The organism is Telmatobacter bradus (assembly GCF_048629425.1).
Lineage (GTDB): Bacteria > Acidobacteriota > Terriglobia > Terriglobales > Acidobacteriaceae > Telmatobacter > Telmatobacter bradus.
In genome coordinates, this window is the sequence record NZ_CP184532.1 from 1,067,172 (window position 1) to 1,083,285 (window position 16,114).

Here is a 16,114-nt window from a genome sequence, read left to right on the forward strand (position 1 = left end):
TTCAGGCCTGCTCTACTTTTAACTTCTTTTTGAAAGCGCACTGTGGAAAAAGCCCCACCCAAGTGAGGATGGCGAAGCCATGCTTAACAGCGAATATCCTTCGATAGCAAAACCTGACCCACAAAGCATTGCAGGTGTGTGGACGGAGCCTTCCACGGCCAGTTGGTTTGCGCTCTACACCACTGCGCGACACGAAAAAAGCGTGGCGCGTTTTCTTGAGCAACGTCAGATTGAGCACTTCCTGCCGCTGTATCGCTCCGCGCGCAAATGGAAGGATGGATCCCGGGTGCAACTGGAATTGCCGTTGTTTCCAAGTTATATTTTTGTGCATATTCCACCTACCCAGAAGGTGCGTGTGCTGCAGGTTCCCGGCGCGCTTTCGGTTGTGTCAGGTATCAAGGGTGAACCGGCCGCGGTGCCAGATGAAGCAATTGAAGTGTTGCGCTCTGGAATGCAGTCCTACGCGGTGGAGCCGCATCCTGTGCTGACAGAAGGGCAGCGGGTAAGAATCCGTAGCGGTGCATTGGCAGGGTGGGAAGGCATTGTGGTGCGGCCCAAGGGGCAGTGGCGCGTTGTTCTGACTCTGCAGCAGATCATGCGCAGCATCTCGGTGGAAGTTGGTAGTGAAGATCTGGAGCTGTTGACGGCCTGACGGGCGGCAATGATCTGGAACAATAAAGTAGATATGCGTTCGGTGATTGCCAAAGAGCAATCGGCATCTTTTTTCGCTGTCGTCCCGATGGCGAAAGTCAGGAATGTGCAGTATGGGCAGGATACCTAAATTAATGAAAAATGGAGCAGAGGCGCAGATTCTAAGTGCGGCGTCCAAGCTGTTTTCCCGCTATGGCTATAACGGCGTAAGTACGCGCGATATTGCATCTGAAGCCAGCGTAAACGAAGTAACTATCTATCGCCATTTTCCGCGCAAACGCGATCTGTATATCGCTGTTCTTGACACGGAACTACAGCAGATCAAACTTCGTGGTGATCTGTTGGGACGGCTGGCCGATGCGCCCGATGCGAGGGTGGCATTGCAGCGCGTCTTCGAACTGATTTCTTCTTCTCTCCTGCAGCGCCCGGACCTGCTGCGCCTGTTGCAGTTCAGCTCTCTGGAACTGGGTGAGGAAATGGATGCGATGTTACGCCTGTATCTGGGCGAACCGGTTGAGCTGATTACTCGCTATCTGGATCCGTGGCTGCAACGTGGCGAACTACACTGCAGTAGCGCCAAATCGCTGGTGCTGGCACAGGTTTCCATCGTGCTCAGTCATGGCGTATTGCACCGGCTATTTTTGCGCGATGACACCGGCCCGGATGCGTTGTTTCAGTCGCTGTGCGAAGCCTGCGAAATCAAGACGGATGAGGCCTACAACGCAGGTTGATACTCTAGAGCGGTTCTCCAATAGGTGTAGCCCTTGTGAGACTGTGCAGGGTGGCTTTTTCTTGAGGAAAAATCCACTCAGCTGCTGAGGCTTCGGTGTACAGCAATTGGAGAACCGCTATAACTCCAATCTTGGCCAGCGTTCATGGCGCAAGAAAAAGTGGTTTAGATAAATATGCTTATTCTTCACGTTATTGATACATTGAATCCTGACCGGGGCGGCCCGCCGGAAGCGGTACGGCAGCTGATTGCAGCCTATGCGAATATCGGCGCCAGTACAGAGATTGTTTGCCTGGATGATCCCGAGGCAAGCTATCTGAAAAATTTCACCTGCCCGATTCATGCCATGGGGCAGTCCTATCTGGGGCGTTATGCCTTCTCGCCGCGCCTCTGGCACTGGATGGATGAAAACATCGAGCGTTTTGATGGCATAGTGATGAACGGAATCTGGAGCTTTCCGGGGCTGGCGCTGAACCGTATGGCCAGGCGCAGAAGGCGGCCTTACGGGGTATTCGTGCATGGTGCGCTTGATCCCTGGTTCAATCATAAATATCCACTCAAGCATTTGAAGAAGATGCTCTACTGGGGCGTGCAGTACATAGTTCTGCGCGATGCTTTGGCTGTCTTTTTCACCACGGACACAGAGAGCAGGTTGGCGCAGCAAAGCTTCCGTCCTAATTTGTGGTCTTCCGTTGTGGTTCCCTACGGCATCAATGATCCGCTCCTGCAGTGGAAGGACGAAGAGGCGCAAAAAGAGGAATTCTTCCGTCTGCATCCCAGGCTTCGTGATCGGCGTTATTTGTTGTTTCTGGGCAGGCTGCATGAAAAAAAGGGATGCGACTTGTTGGTGGATGCCTTTGCTCAGGTAGCAGATCAGGATCCGGAACTGGATTTGGTAATGGCCGGTCCGGATCAGGCCGACATGCAACTGCGCATCAAGCATCTGGCCGACCGCATGGGAGTTATGGATCGTGTGCACTTTACCGGGATGATTCGGGGCGCGGCCAAATGGGGCGCACTGCAGGCCGCTGAGGCTTTGGCACTGCCCTCACATCAGGAGAATTTTGGCATTGCCGTTGTTGAGGCTCTGGCCGTGGGCAAGCCCGTGTTGATCAGCAATCAGGTCAACATCTGGCCAGACATCAAACAGGACCATGTCGGGTTAGTGGAAGAGGATACCAGCGATGGTACGCGCCGCCTTTTGCGCCGCTGGGTAGAAATGTCAGCGATTGAGCGCGCCCGTCTGACCAGTGGTGCACGATCCTGTTTTCAACGTCGCTATGCCATGAATCGTGCTGCCGTGGCCATCAATGATATTTTTTCTCCCTACGAAGCCAGAAGATCGAAGCAGGAGAACCTGGTTGTATCGCTCCATTCTTAAAGAAGCGCACTGGGCGCCATACGGTGAATAAAATTCACAAGGAAAGTTTGGCGCAGAAGAATTCAACCGTAAAAATAGTGTGATTGACTTAGTAACATATCAAGCTGGTTTATACCTTAGGAGTGCAAATGCCTCACGAATCCCAGGCGGAATCGCAGCCTAAAGCAAATCGAAACAATACTGAAAACGTCGTCCAATTGGAAACCAAGATGTCTTTCATGGACATTTGGCGTACTTTAAGCAAGCAACGTTATACGATTTTGGTGGTAACAATCATCTGTGTAGCGTCTGCGGCCTATTATGCATTCCATACAAAGCCGGTTTATGACAGTGTTGCTCGCATCGAGATCAAACCCAACGAGTCTCCTAACCTTGGTTTTGAGTCACTGACCAGTGAACACAAGGTTGAGGCAAACTCTGAAGTGGCTACCGAATTGCGCATCCTGCAAAGTGACTCGGTGTTACTGCAGACGGCACAGAACTTAAATATTCTGCAAAGAACATACGGTGTGGCTGCCAAAAATATTCGTGCATCGAATGGGGGGTTGGAAGTGGCTCCCGTGGATCGAGTGCGCATGATCAAGACCATGCGCCGCGGCTTGCAGGTGACGCAACTGCTGGGTACGAATATTGTGGAGATTCACTACCGGGGTTCTGATCCACGCCTCGATACTGATATCGTCAATAAGTTGGTGGAGTCCTATTCGGACGCGGATCTGCGCGCCAAGTACGAGCGCTCGATGCACGTTTCCGACTGGCTACAGAAGCAGATGAACGACCTACAACAGAGCGCGGCTGATTCGCAGCGCAAGCTGGTGGATTTTCAGAAGCAATATAACATTGTCGGGTCGGATGAAAACTCCAACCTGACGCTGCAATCCTTGACGCAGATCAGCAGTGAACTGGAGACCGCGCAATCTGATCGCATAGCCAAGGAAGAGCGACTGCGCGAATTCAAAAACCTCTCTCCTGACATGGTGGCGCTGCTCGGCGATAATCAATCGCTTGGCATTTTGCGCACGCAACTCAACGACCTGAAGTCACAACGTGCGCAATTGGCCTCCAAGTACGGTGACAGCTATCCGCGCATGCGCGAATTGAACGTGCAGATTGATAAGTTACAAAACACACTAAAGCAGGAAACAGATCTTTCCCGTAGCCAGATTCAGAAAGAATATGATGCGGCAGTTGGACTGGAGCAGACGCTGCGCAAGCGACTGCAAGACCAGGAAGATGCTTCGTACAAACTCAATGAAAATGTGGCCCAGTTCGAGATCCTTCGTCACGAGGCCGAACAGAGCCGCGAACTCTACGACCATTTGCAGACTCGCCTAAAGGAATCCAGCGTTTTGGCTGGACTTTCCGCGGCCAATATCTCAATCATTGATCGCGCTCAAGTTCCGGTTTATCCGGTTGAGCCGCGCAAGGCTGCCTCTCTACTGGCAGGCTTCTTCGGCGGATTGCTGGCGGGCTGCGTAGTGGCCTTCGTGGTGGAGTCGATCGATGATCGTTTGCAGACCAGTGAAGAGGCTGAGTCGGTTTCCCATCTTCCTTCGCTGGCCACGGTGCCACACATACAGGATGATACCCAGAAAAAGAAGCGCTTTGATCTGGAAGAGATGGAAGATAGTAAGCCAAATCTTCTTGAACTAACAGTACTTTCCAATCCCAAATCCATGGCGGCGGAATCCTATCGCGGGTTGCGGAGTTCGTTGCTGTTGTCTTCCATTGACAAACCTCCCCGCCTGATTGTTCTGACCAGCGCCTTTCCCGGCGAGGGCAAAACAACTACAGCGGTCAACTGCGCTGTTGTTCTGGCGCAGCGTGGAGAGCGGGTGTTGCTGATTGATGGCGATCTGCGCCGCGGCACTTTGGATCGGGTTTTCGGCATCGACGGAAAGACCTTCGGATTGTCAACGGTACTGGCCAAACCGGGTAGTCATTTTGATCTGCCTGCGCCATTGCCTGAACTGCCTACGCTGCATGTGTTGCCCACCGGACCGCGTCCGCCTAATCCTGCTGAAATGCTTTCTTCGCAGCGCATGATTGAACAGCTCAAACTGTGGAGCAAGGAATTCGATCGCATCGTAATCGACACTGCACCGGTGCTGGCAGTATCGGATACTCCGGCTGTGGGCGCACTGGCCGACGCTGTGGTACTGGTGGTGCGCGCCGGATACACTCGGCGTCGTGCTTTGATCCGGGCACGCGACCTGCTTTGGCGGATGAATATACCTATCACAGGCGTGGTGGTGAACGACGTCGATATGCGTCTGGAAAACTTCTATACCTACCGTTACGGCATGTATGGCTATCGCTATGGATACAGCTATCGCTATGGCTCCAGCTACTACACTGACCTGGCTTACGGCTACGAAGAAGATGAGAACAACGGAGAGAAAAATGCATAAAACTTTGCTGTTCTCCATTTTGTTGGCGATGACCTTGGACGTCCTTTCGGTCAGCCTGAATGCGCAAGACAAGAAGCTGGATGAAAGTGCCTCGCCGGTTATATCCGAACTGCAGGTTGGTCCTGGCGATATGCTTGACGTTTCCGTGTGGGATTGCCCAGACCTCTCTGGCCGCTTCCGTGTGAATGCCACGGGAGAGATTAGCACTCCGTTGCTGGGAAAAATTTCGGTTGCTGGTCTGAGCGTTGAAGATGTCCAGCGCCTGATTGAGCGGAGTTTTATCCAGGCCGATATTCTCAAGCCTGCGAGCGCCCACGTCACAGTATTTATTGCGGAGTACGCAACGCAGGGAATTACGGTAGTGGGCGAAGTTCGTGCACCGGGTGTCTATCCATCTTTGGGCGTACGCATGTTACTGGATGTGATTACGGCCGCAGGTGGAGAAACAGAAAATGCAGGCGGGCAGGTGGTCATCAAACGTAAGGCCGATCCCGAGCATCCGGTCAGCGTTGCGTATAACCCCACGGCTCCCATGCCGATTATTTCAAAAGTACAACTGTTTCCGGGCGATACGGTTTTTATTCCTTCTGGAGGCGTTGTCTATGCGCTCGGAAACGTAACTCGTCAGGGGGTATTCCCTATGCATAAAAATGAACCTCTGACTGCGGAAAGGTTGCTTGCTATGGCGGGCGGAAGTGGAACTTCTCCAAAGATGAGTCGGGCGCAGATTGTGCGCACCTATAGCGATGGCCACAAGGAATTAATCCTTCTCAATATGCATGAAATCATCAAAGGCGCGGCGACAGACGTTGCCTTGCAGAATGAGGATATTCTTTACATTCCAACGAATCGCGGAAAACTTATAAGCCTACGTGCGATTGAGGCCATGCTGGGTCTTGGTACCAACTACATGACCTATCACTATGCACAGCGATAGTTATAAAATTGCCTGACCATGAGTCAGATGGCCAGCAGATAATTTCACTTTACCCCTGGATTAACCTGTGATATTTGCCATGCCACATACAAAAAATCAAACACTCCTCCAGATTGTGCCGCGCATTTTGCCCGGTCAGTGCGGCGTCAGTGATCACGCTCTAACTCTGGCGGATGAGTTACAGCGTTCGTTTCAGATCGAAACTGTTTTTATCGCTCTGAATCAACAGAATCCGCTTGGTGGGGCCATTAGCTGCAAGGCCAGTCAGCTCGAAGAACTGTGCAATATCTACAGGGAGCGTGGTGCAGTCTCCATCCTGGTGCATCTTAGCGGATATGGATATGCTGCCAGCGGTATTCCTGCGGAACTGGCCAAGGCGTTTGCTTCCATTCAATCCAGTCGGCGCTTCCGTTCCGCAGTTTATTTCCATGAACTGTTTGCCCGTGGATGGCCATGGCAGAAGGCCTTCTGGTACTCACGCGGTCAGCGTTTGGCCGTGCGACAGATTGCAGAATCCTGCGACCTTGCCCTGACGAACATTGAACTTAATGCACGCTGGCTGCATAGCGAACCAAAGTTGCGTTGCGAGGGGGTAAGTATTCATCCGGTATTCTCAACGATTGGCGAAACCGCAACGCCGCTGCCATTTGCGCAGCGCTCTCAGTCGCTGATTGTCTTCGGACTTTCTGGTTCACGGCAAAAAGCATATCGCCACTTGCTGCAGATGGAGCAAACGCTACATCATCTGCAAATAAAAAAAATTCTTGATATAGGCCCCGGCTTTGTACCTCCGGAAAATCTTCATGGAATCCCCGTTCATCGCCTTGGGCAAATACCTTCGCAGCAGGTTGCAGAACATATTGCACACGCCCGGTTCGGCTTTGTTCCTCACGAGCCACGCTGTATTGCCAAGTCTTCAATCTTTGCTGCTTACTGTGCATATGGAACTATTCCTCTTTTGATGGAGCCTTTCTCGACCAGAATCGACCAATTACAGGATGGTCTGAATGTGATTAGCATGAAGAGCGCCAGTCTTATGGATACTGCAGCCGTCATTCGTTGTGGCCAGAAGGCCTTCGAATGGTATTCAGGTCATAACCTTTACTCACAGGCTGCCTTCTATGCGCAATGGATGAGGCATGACCAGAAAAATTGCCCGGAAAAAGATTTATCTCTAGCCTTGAATTGAATATCAAGAGCCTTTCCATTGCAATTCATGCGAATATAAAACTAACTATTGTGTCATAGTTGTTGCTGAAAATAATAATTTATAACCTATCCAGCTGTATGAGGTAAATTCGTGAACGCGGAAAATCCTGCGGTGTTGTTTGCACATCCTACCGGAAACCAGAATTCCAGAAATGCCCTGCGCAGCCTGAACGAGCGTAACATGCTGGCCGCGTTCTGGACGACGATTTGCTGGAAGACAAACACACCATTAAATAATGTTCTTTCGCAAAATCTGAGGCGTCGCCTGAATCGTAGATCATATTCTGAAGTACCTGAGTCTCTCATCCACAATACGCCTTGGCGCGAAATGCAGCGCTTGCTGTATCTGAGCATGGGAATCAGAACTCCAGTTGGTACCGATGAAAAACCCTATTCTGTGGTGGGGGTCTATCGCGACTTTGACGCGCATGTTGCACGCTGGCTTTCCAGACACGCAGTGGACGCAGTCTATGCCTATGAGGGAGGTGCGCTCAATACATTCCGAGTTGCAAAAGAAAAAGGGATTCCAACATTCTATGAACTGCCGAGTAGTCATTGGTACTGGAATCTGCGGCTTTTGCAGGGGGAAATTTCCCGCAGCCCGGAATACGCAAACCTCTTGAAGATCCTGCGGGATTCAGAAAGCCATCTGAAGTGGAAAGATCAGGAACTGGAATTGGCTGACCACATTATTGTTCCCAGCTCTCATGTGCGTACAACATTGTCAGGAGTCGTCCCTGAAGAAAAAATTCATGTTGTCAATTATGGCGCTCCTGTTGTGTCCGTGGGGGCAGCTAAAAAAAATTCTCCTGGTGAAGCTATACGTGTTCTGTATGTAGGTGCCTTGCATCAGCGAAAGGGAATCGGCTATCTTCTGCAGGCTCTGGAGCAATGCAAGGTTGAGGTTGATGTGACTTTGGTGGGAATGAAGGATGCACCGAATGCTCATGTTGACAGCGCCTGCAAGCGCTACCGGTGGTTTGAATCAGTACCCCATGCAAAGGTTTTGGAGTTGATGGCAGAAGCAGATGTGCTGATTCATCCATCGCTTTCTGAGGGATGTGCCCTTGTGGTCCTGGAGGCCCTGGCAAATGGCCTTCCCGTGATCGTGACGCCTAACTCTGGGACATTGGATTTCGTCCGCGATGGACAGGAAGGTTTTGTCATTCCTATTTGCGATGCACAGGCAATTGCAGACTGTATTCTGCAACTGGATACAGATCGGGAACTTTTATCTAGAATGTCTTTGCAGGCGCAACGGACTGCAACGGAGAACAGCTGGGGAAATTATCGTGAAAAGTGGGCAGATGTTATAAAGGCGTCCTTATGCAGATAGCCAAAAATGTTATTAAAATCCAGAGAATTGGAAAGAAGAGGATGCCAACAGTTAAGGTCCTTTTCTGGATTTACTGTCTTCTTCTTGTCTTTGAGGGATCACTGCGTAAGTGGGTAGCTCCAGGACTTTCTGCCCCCTTGTTGGTCATTCGCGATCCGTTTGGTGTGTTGATTTTGTGGGAGTCCATTCGTAGCCATCGCTGGCCAAAACAATATTCTGTACTGACGGGTTCTTTGGCGGTGTTTTTCTTGAGCTTGGCCATTATACAAGTCCTTACAGATACTTGCCCTTGGTTTGTCTGCGTGTACGGCATTCGCTCTTATCTTCTTCCGTTTCCTGTAGCGTTTGCTATTTCCAATATAATCACCAAGGAAGATATAAAAAAAATATGCAGATTTGCAATGTTTATATCATTACCAATGACTGCTCTTTATTATCTACAATATAAATCTGGAGCAAGTTCCTGGATAAACCTTGGCGCATATGAAGGAGGATCTCAGATTGATTATGTCGGACTGCATGTGCGTGCTGCAGGAACCTTCAGCTTTGTGACAGGAGCAATTGGGTTTCAAAGTTTTTTGGCAGGACTTGTACTCTATGCCATGACAGAAGCTGAAGTCGCAAAACGCTGGTTGGTTTATGCTGCTCTCACGTGCCTGATTTTCTCGGTTCCGTTCGTTGGTGCTCGTACGCTTGTATTTATGTATATTGCTGAAATAGGGTGCTTGGTCGTTGCCTCGTTTCTTGGAATTTCGCATTTAATGCAGACACTCAAGTTACTTATTCCGATCCTGATTATAGGTATTGTAGTCACAGTAATTCCATCATTCAAAGAGGCTTTGGGTTCACTGACAGAGCGCTTTTCCTCTGCTGAGCAGTCACAGGGAAGTACGGGAACAGAATTTTATCGACGTATGGCTGGTCCTTATATTACATGGATCGAGCAGTCAGGAGATGCACGTGCGTTCGGCGTTGGAATGGGACGCGGAGCAGCTGCTATCACACAATTGATGGTTGGTAGACCTACCTTCGAAACCGGAGAAGACGAACTTACAAGAAATATTCTAGAATTAGGATATATCTGGGGCATAGGGTTTGTTCTCTTTCGCATGGTCTTTGCTTGTGTGTTGTTTTCAGACTCCATCATAGCCGCTCGAGAGAATAAAATGCTTGCGCTCTTTTTGTTGCCATCTTCGATTTCCGCAGTAATGTTTGGAATTCTAGAACAGCCTACAGGGCAGGGGTTTATGATTATTAGTCTTGCCCTAATGATTGCTGCAATGAGGAAAGAGGCGATGCCTCAGAGCGTACGCATTATCCCGCAAAACAGACTAAGGCTTAATTATGAAGAAAGTTAGATTGATAGACATATTTATCTGGAGAAGGTTTGTCCTCGATCGTTTATATTTTGGCTTAAATTTGCGGAGAATTAAGAGCGTTGGCTACAGATCGTTATCTGGGCGTGCATTTAAGTAAGCGAAGATATGTCTTAATACTACTTGGATAGTGTTGGTGGTGAATATGAAAATTATGATGATTAGTATTAATTACTGGCCTGAAGTTACAGGGATAGGCGCGTTTACTACATATCGTGCAGAGTACCTTGCAGCGTCCGGCCATGAGGTTGAAGTTTGTACGACATTTCCATATTATCCGGAATGGAAAGTTAAGGGCAAATATAAATATAAATTATGGCAAAATGAAAATAAAAATGATGTAAAAATAAGCCGGACGTGGGCGTATGTCCCTGCAAAAGTTCGCTCGTTCAAACGTATTTTACATGAGGCAAGTTTCTCCTTGTCGGTATTGCTTCGGGCGTTACTATGCAGAAAACCAGATGTGATGCTTGTAGTTTCTCCCCCTCTTGGGCTAGCGATGGTCGCAATAACCCTGAGTAAACTATGGGGCATTCCATACGTATTCGATGTAGAAGATCTGCAGCCGGACTCTGCCGCAGACATGGGAATGTTGCCTCTTTGGACCGTAAAAGTACTCTATTTTATTGAGCGCGCTGCCTACCGGCATGCTGGACTAATTAGTACAATAACGCGTGGCATGAAAGATAAAATAGCTAGTAAGGGAGACTGGGAGAAAAAGATAGTCCTCTTCGAGCCTCGCATGAACGCTTCATTGCTAAATACGACCAACAGCGAAGCTGATGCGTTTTGCAGAAAATATGACCTCGAAAATAAATTCTTTGTCACTCATAGTGGAAATATGGGAGTAAAGCAGGCTTTGGGGACCGTAGTTGAGGCTGCAAAAATTATGGCTATGGAGGAGGAATACTGCTTTCTATTGGTGGGGGACGGTTCTGCTCGTGAAGAAATTTATCAAAAAGTATTGAATGAAGGGTTGAGGAATATAACCTTTCTTCCTCTACTAGAGGATGAGGACTATCGTGGCGTTCTGGCAGCAAGTGGAGTGTGTTTGGTAACTCAACAGAAGACAGTTTCCGAAATAGCTTTTCCGTCCAAAATCGTCAGTTATTTTTCTGCAGGTTGTCCCGTGATTGTCTCAGCGAATGAAAGTTGCGAAGTAGCACGTACGGTAAATGAGTCTGGAGCTGGTTTCGTTGTCCCGGCGGAAGACGCAGAAGCCCTTGTTGAAGCGATTCGAGAAGTTAAAGAACAGGATAAAGCAGAGATGGAACGGAATGCCCGGAACTATGCAATACAACGCTGGTCAGATCGGCGAGTTCTAGGTTATCTAGAAAAATGTCTCGTCAGGGCTGCAGGCAAAGAGCGCCTATATCAGCCGCAGGAAGAGGTAAATCAATGAACTGTATTTTGCGGGAGATAAAACTTATTTTACTTGTATTTATATTCATGGAGCTCTCCGGTAATGCACAGCAGGGTGCATCCTCGTGGGGCGAAAGAAGCGAGGTAAAAAGAAGAGTGTCATTTGCTACTTCAAATTCTGCAGAGATGAAGAGCGGTTCTGGGACGACCTGGGAACCAGGTAGGGGACAGTTTGGTGAGACATGGCAATCACCTTTGGGCAGTCAATCCACTCAAAAATCAACTTCTGTCAGCGTGCATTCTTCTATAGTCAAGGCAAGCACATCTAAAAGTTTCCAGTTGCATGGGGCAGTTTCTAGTTATCAGCTATCCAAGTCACAGAATGCATCAAAAAAAAATAGAGACTTGCAGAAGACTAATAAGTCAGCAGTTCAACATGGGAAAACATATCAGAGCATAAAATGATAAAAGGCTGGTTGGATACTGTACAGTGCAAAACCTAGAGCGTTGAGATTTTGATGGTAATGATACGTGCGTGGGTTTGAACGCCATAATCTAAGCGGTACAAAATACAATAAGAGGCGACTATGAAGATCCTGCTTGTAGGAAATTATATATATGATGGCTCTGTTAGCATGCAGGCATTTTCGTCTGTTATTTATAATGAGCTAAAAAAACATGGTGCGCACGTAAAAATTATTGCTCCACGCCCACTTCTTGGGAAATTAAAGGCATCCAGTTATGGAGTTGGAAAATGGCTTGGGTATATAGATCGCTATGTCATTTTTCCTTTTCAATTAGGCAGAGAAGTAAAGAAAGCAGACATTATACATTTTTGCGACCAAGGAAGTGCTTTATACATTAGTCCAAAGTGGAAAATTGCAACGATTGTAACGTGTCATGATGTGTTGGCAATTCGTGGCGCAATGGGAGAGGTTCCTGATTGTGCAGCTTCAAGGTTCGGAGAAATACTCCAAAATAAAATACGCAACGGTTTGAAAATAGCAACAAAAATTGCATGCGTCTCCGAAGCAACAAAGGAAGATGCAGAACGGATTCTTGATCGCAAGCAAGGCATTTTGCTTCTGCGAAACGGGCTTAATTATGATTTTACTGTGTTGCCTGAAGCCGAAATAAATAGGCGCTTGGCTGGCGTAATTGATGACGATTTGCGATACATTCTCCATGTCGGCTCAAATCAACCCCGAAAAAACCGTAAAACCGTGCTCAAAGTCATGGCAGAAGTGAAACAGAGCACGTCACTGCACCTTATAATTGCCGGCTATACACTAAGCGATGAATTGATGGCCATGGCAAAGAGCTTAAAAATTGAAGATCGTCTGGTTCAAATATTTCGTCCTCCTGTACAAATACTAGAGGCGTTATATAACAGGGCGGACGCATTAATATTTCCTTCCAGGTATGAAGGGTTTGGATGGCCATTGATAGAGGCGCAGGCATGCGGATGCCCTGTTATCGCTAGCAACATCAAGCCGTTTTATGAAGTGTTAAATAATACCGCAATACTATGTGCGCATGATGATTTTGAGAGCATGGCCAGAAACTTAAGAGAGATATACCTTGATCATGCAATTAAGAAAAAGCTTGTACAAGCTGGGCTAAAGAATGTGGAGGATCATTATTCAAAAAGCACAATGATTCGTAGATACATCAGACTCTATGAGGAGAATTTATGAGGAAGATGAGAGTGCTTGTCGTGCTTGCACTGAATCTATTTCCATGGCGGCTAAGATGCTACGTGTTGAATAAGATATTAGGGTATAAGGTTCACAAAAGTGCGTACATATCATGGTTTTCTTTGATAGATGCAGATGAAGTGAAAATGGGGCCAAAGGCAATAATCTCAGCCGGAAATGTCATCAAGGGATTAAAAAGAATAGAAATGGGCGAATCTAGTTATATAGGTACACTGAACTGGATTAGTGCATTTCCTCTGGGCGAGAGGAGCCTACATTTTAAATCAGATCCTCAGCGTAGCACATCATTGAAATTAGAAAGACATGCGGCAGTCACTTCCCGTCATATCATAGATTGTACCGATTCTGTTACGATTGGCGAGTTTGCGACGATTGCAGGCTATCGATCCCAGATCCTAACGCATAGCATTGATCTTCATGATTCGAAACAAAGATGCAAGCCCATCACCATAGGCAAATACTGTTTTATTGGTACGTCAGTAGTAATCCTTCCAGGAAGTAAAATACCTGACTATAGCGTGCTTGCTGCGCAATCCATTTGGAATAAAAAAGAAGAAATTCCATGGCGCCTTTATGCAGGAGTACCTGCCATTGCAAAAGGGGGAATTGATCGTTCAGATGCGTATTTTACAAGGGAACACGGATTTGTCGAATAAAGCAAGTTTACGATGGAGACAAAATGCATAGCGCGCAGCCCAAGCGTGGAATATATGTTGTTGCTAATCATCGAAGCAAGGATATGTGCGACAATCTTATTTATTCGATACGAGCCTCTGGCTGCATATTGCCTATTCGTGTAATTGAATTTGGAGGACGCCCATATTCCCCTCCACAGAATGTTCCAGATGTAGAAACGAGATCGTTGGAACAATTTCCGCAAGAAGGTGTGGATCTTGTCCAGGAGTTGGCTGCATCAATGCCACGCTGTAATCCAGGATTTTTTAGACGATATCTGGCATGGTTTGGTGAGTATGACCAGTTTTTATATTCCGATAATGATATCGTTGCCCTGATGAATTGGGAATGTATGTTTAACTACATTGGTGAGTATGATATTGTTCACGCTGATCAAGAGTATGCAACGAAGGGGAAGTATAATTTTGTAAAATCTGAGGTAATCGAAAAGTTATGGGGTGTTGGGGTCCATGAACATGCAGTAACGGCTGGGCATTTTTTATGTAGGCGCACTGAAAAACAAATCGCTGATATTCGCACTGCACTGCAGTGGATGAAGCAGCATTCTAATTTGGTGAAGTGGCATGATCAGACGTTATTGCAGATATCGATAATGACAGGTGGTTGGAACAAAATCAATCTATGTGTCGAGCCAAATATGTGGGGATCTACATGGTTCGGGGACTACAAAAATACGCTCGATATTATTCATAAAATTCAATTCGAAAAACATATCATCAGTCATATCCACTATTCAGGCATTCAACCTAACGGTGTGGGACCGGTAGAAGAATTATTTTTTTCATATTGTACATGGGACGAACGTCTAAAGAAGCTTGCTAAATCTGCGCTCATAGAATTTGTAGGATTGAATAAATTTGAATATTATCGAAAAAAAATAAAAAACAGAGTTCAACGTCTAGGACGTGGAAAAACAAATGCATGATTGGCTGAATAATATATCAACGAATCGCTTTCTAAAGGAGAGCGCGTTGCTGCGTAGAATCATAATCTATGCTTCTCCTAAGATAAGCAGGATGGCTGAATTTTTATTTGCCCAGGGATTATCTTCAGTCCTTAATATGATTTATGGTCTGATGTGCATTCGAATACTTTCTGTTCCTGAGTATACGAAGTATGTTGTAGTGTTTACTGTACAAGCCACAGTTACCGTCTTGATGGATTCTGGAATTACTGGAACAATCGTCCCATTGGTGGGTGAAAAGTCCGACGATACGCAGCTGATTGCAGACTATGTAGCATCGCTGCGAGGGTTGGCACATATTTTATACTTCATTGTTGGCATACTTCTATTCGTAGCGTTTCCGCGTGTGGCAAAGGCACGAGGATGGGACTTTATTACGGAGTTACAGATAATTGCAGTACTGCTAGGTTTGACCTGGTTCTCACGAGTAACTTCTGCCTATGGTTCTGTTCTTATCATCAGAAAAGACCGGAATTATTGGTATAGAACCCAGATTTATTCTAGTGTGTTCATGCTGATTATGCTGTTGCTGGCATATGCAGCTGGAATTATGACTGCAGTATGCGCAATGATCATTAACCTATGTGGGGTTATATATATTGCTTGGAGGTATTACGTGAGGTCGAAGGCGCTGCTGCAAGTGAAGGGAAAAAAGGATTGGCGAAAGCAGAAATCTATCCTACAGCTTGCATCGCCTTCGATTCCAGGTGTTATGTTCTATTCATTCCAGGGGCAGATTGGGACCTACGCTCTGACCTTCATTGGTCGATCTGAATCAGTTGCCAGTATCGGGGCTCTTGGCAAGGTTTGCCAAATATTTAATTTTCTTACACCGATGAACCCAGTTCTGGTTGAGCCGTATTTTGCGAAAATACGGAGAGACAAGCTAAAAGCAAATGTTTCAGTTGCCCTTACGTGTGTGACGCTCAGCGCTGTTCTATTGCTTCTGATAATAAACATTGCGCCACATGTGTTTCTGTGGGTTCTTGGGCCGAGGTATCATAATCTCACGTATGAAATATTTCTTGCGGTTGTGCCTGGAGTAATGTCTCTGGTGGGTGGGATGGTGGCTTCAATCAACGCTGCAAGGCGTTTTAATTTCTACAGATTTAATGTTGCAAATATTTTATTCAGTATCGCCATACAGGCAATATGTATGATGAAAATGAATCTTGGAAATCTTCAAGCTGTATTGATATTTAATATTCTTTCAGGTTGCCCGGGCCTTATCTTAGTTGTAATGGCACTTCTGTACGGATTTAAAAAAGGCGGTCGAGTCGTTGCAGCAGATTATGGACTGGTATAAATATCAGGTAGCAGGCTGCTTTGAGAAAATAATGTAT

General features: G+C 47.1%; 14 protein-coding genes. All 14 read left to right on the forward strand.

The window, feature by feature from the left end; genetic code table 11:
* Nucleotides 1-79: 79 nt before the first annotated feature.
* Nucleotides 80-652: a UpxY family transcription antiterminator gene (locus ACOBR2_RS04525; RefSeq protein WP_420238867.1), complete on the forward strand. Its 573-nt coding sequence runs from the start codon at nucleotides 80-82 to the stop codon at nucleotides 650-652.
* 133 nt (nucleotides 653-785) lie between these two features.
* The gene (locus ACOBR2_RS04530) at nucleotides 786-1,382 is read left to right on the forward strand and encodes a TetR/AcrR family transcriptional regulator (protein ID WP_420238868.1); all 597 of its coding nucleotides are present in this window, start codon (nucleotides 786-788) and stop codon (nucleotides 1,380-1,382) included.
* Nucleotides 1,383-1,556: 174 nt separating this feature from the next.
* Nucleotides 1,557-2,762: a glycosyltransferase gene (locus tag ACOBR2_RS04535; RefSeq protein WP_420238869.1), complete on the forward strand. Its 1,206-nt coding sequence runs from the start codon at nucleotides 1,557-1,559 to the stop codon at nucleotides 2,760-2,762.
* Nucleotides 2,763-2,980: 218 nt separating this feature from the next.
* On the forward strand, nucleotides 2,981-5,173 hold the full coding sequence (locus ACOBR2_RS04540) for a GumC family protein (RefSeq protein ID WP_420238870.1): 2,193 nt from the start codon (nucleotides 2,981-2,983) through the stop codon (nucleotides 5,171-5,173).
* Nucleotides 5,166-6,110 (forward strand): polysaccharide biosynthesis/export family protein, encoded by a 945-nt coding sequence (locus tag ACOBR2_RS04545; RefSeq protein ID WP_420238871.1) that lies wholly within the window; start codon nucleotides 5,166-5,168, stop codon nucleotides 6,108-6,110. Before ACOBR2_RS04540 ends, ACOBR2_RS04545 begins: the two co-directional genes overlap by 8 nt.
* A gap of 79 nt (nucleotides 6,111-6,189) precedes the next feature.
* Entirely contained in the window at nucleotides 6,190-7,299 is a 1,110-nt protein-coding gene (locus ACOBR2_RS04550; RefSeq protein WP_420238872.1) for a hypothetical protein, read from the forward strand.
* A gap of 111 nt (nucleotides 7,300-7,410) precedes the next feature.
* A complete protein-coding gene (locus ACOBR2_RS04555) occupies nucleotides 7,411-8,655 on the forward strand; it encodes a glycosyltransferase family 4 protein (RefSeq protein ID WP_420238873.1) in 1,245 nt (414 codons plus the stop codon).
* Nucleotides 8,646-10,013 (forward strand): hypothetical protein, encoded by a 1,368-nt coding sequence (locus tag ACOBR2_RS04560; RefSeq protein WP_420238874.1) that lies wholly within the window; start codon nucleotides 8,646-8,648, stop codon nucleotides 10,011-10,013. The genes ACOBR2_RS04555 and ACOBR2_RS04560 overlap by 10 nt, the downstream gene beginning before the upstream one ends.
* Nucleotides 10,014-10,176: 163 nt before the next feature.
* Nucleotides 10,177-11,433 (forward strand): glycosyltransferase family 4 protein, encoded by a 1,257-nt coding sequence (locus ACOBR2_RS04565; protein WP_420238875.1) that lies wholly within the window; start codon nucleotides 10,177-10,179, stop codon nucleotides 11,431-11,433.
* A complete protein-coding gene (locus ACOBR2_RS04570) occupies nucleotides 11,430-11,858 on the forward strand; it encodes a hypothetical protein (protein ID WP_420238876.1) in 429 nt (142 codons plus the stop codon). The genes ACOBR2_RS04565 and ACOBR2_RS04570 overlap by 4 nt, the downstream gene beginning before the upstream one ends.
* A 122-nt stretch (nucleotides 11,859-11,980) precedes the next feature.
* Nucleotides 11,981-13,090, forward strand: coding sequence for a glycosyltransferase family 4 protein (locus ACOBR2_RS04575; protein WP_420238877.1), 1,110 nt, complete (start codon nucleotides 11,981-11,983; stop codon nucleotides 13,088-13,090).
* 65 nt (nucleotides 13,091-13,155) lie between these two features.
* Nucleotides 13,156-13,767 (forward strand): acyltransferase, encoded by a 612-nt coding sequence (locus tag ACOBR2_RS04580; RefSeq protein WP_420238878.1) that lies wholly within the window; start codon nucleotides 13,156-13,158, stop codon nucleotides 13,765-13,767.
* 23 nt (nucleotides 13,768-13,790) lie between these two features.
* The gene (locus ACOBR2_RS04585) at nucleotides 13,791-14,732 is read left to right on the forward strand and encodes a hypothetical protein (protein WP_420238879.1); all 942 of its coding nucleotides are present in this window, start codon (nucleotides 13,791-13,793) and stop codon (nucleotides 14,730-14,732) included.
* Between the two features lie 91 nt (nucleotides 14,733-14,823).
* Nucleotides 14,824-16,077: a hypothetical protein gene (locus ACOBR2_RS04590; protein ID WP_420238880.1), complete on the forward strand. Its 1,254-nt coding sequence runs from the start codon at nucleotides 14,824-14,826 to the stop codon at nucleotides 16,075-16,077.
* The last annotated feature ends 37 nt before the right edge of the window (nucleotides 16,078-16,114 follow it).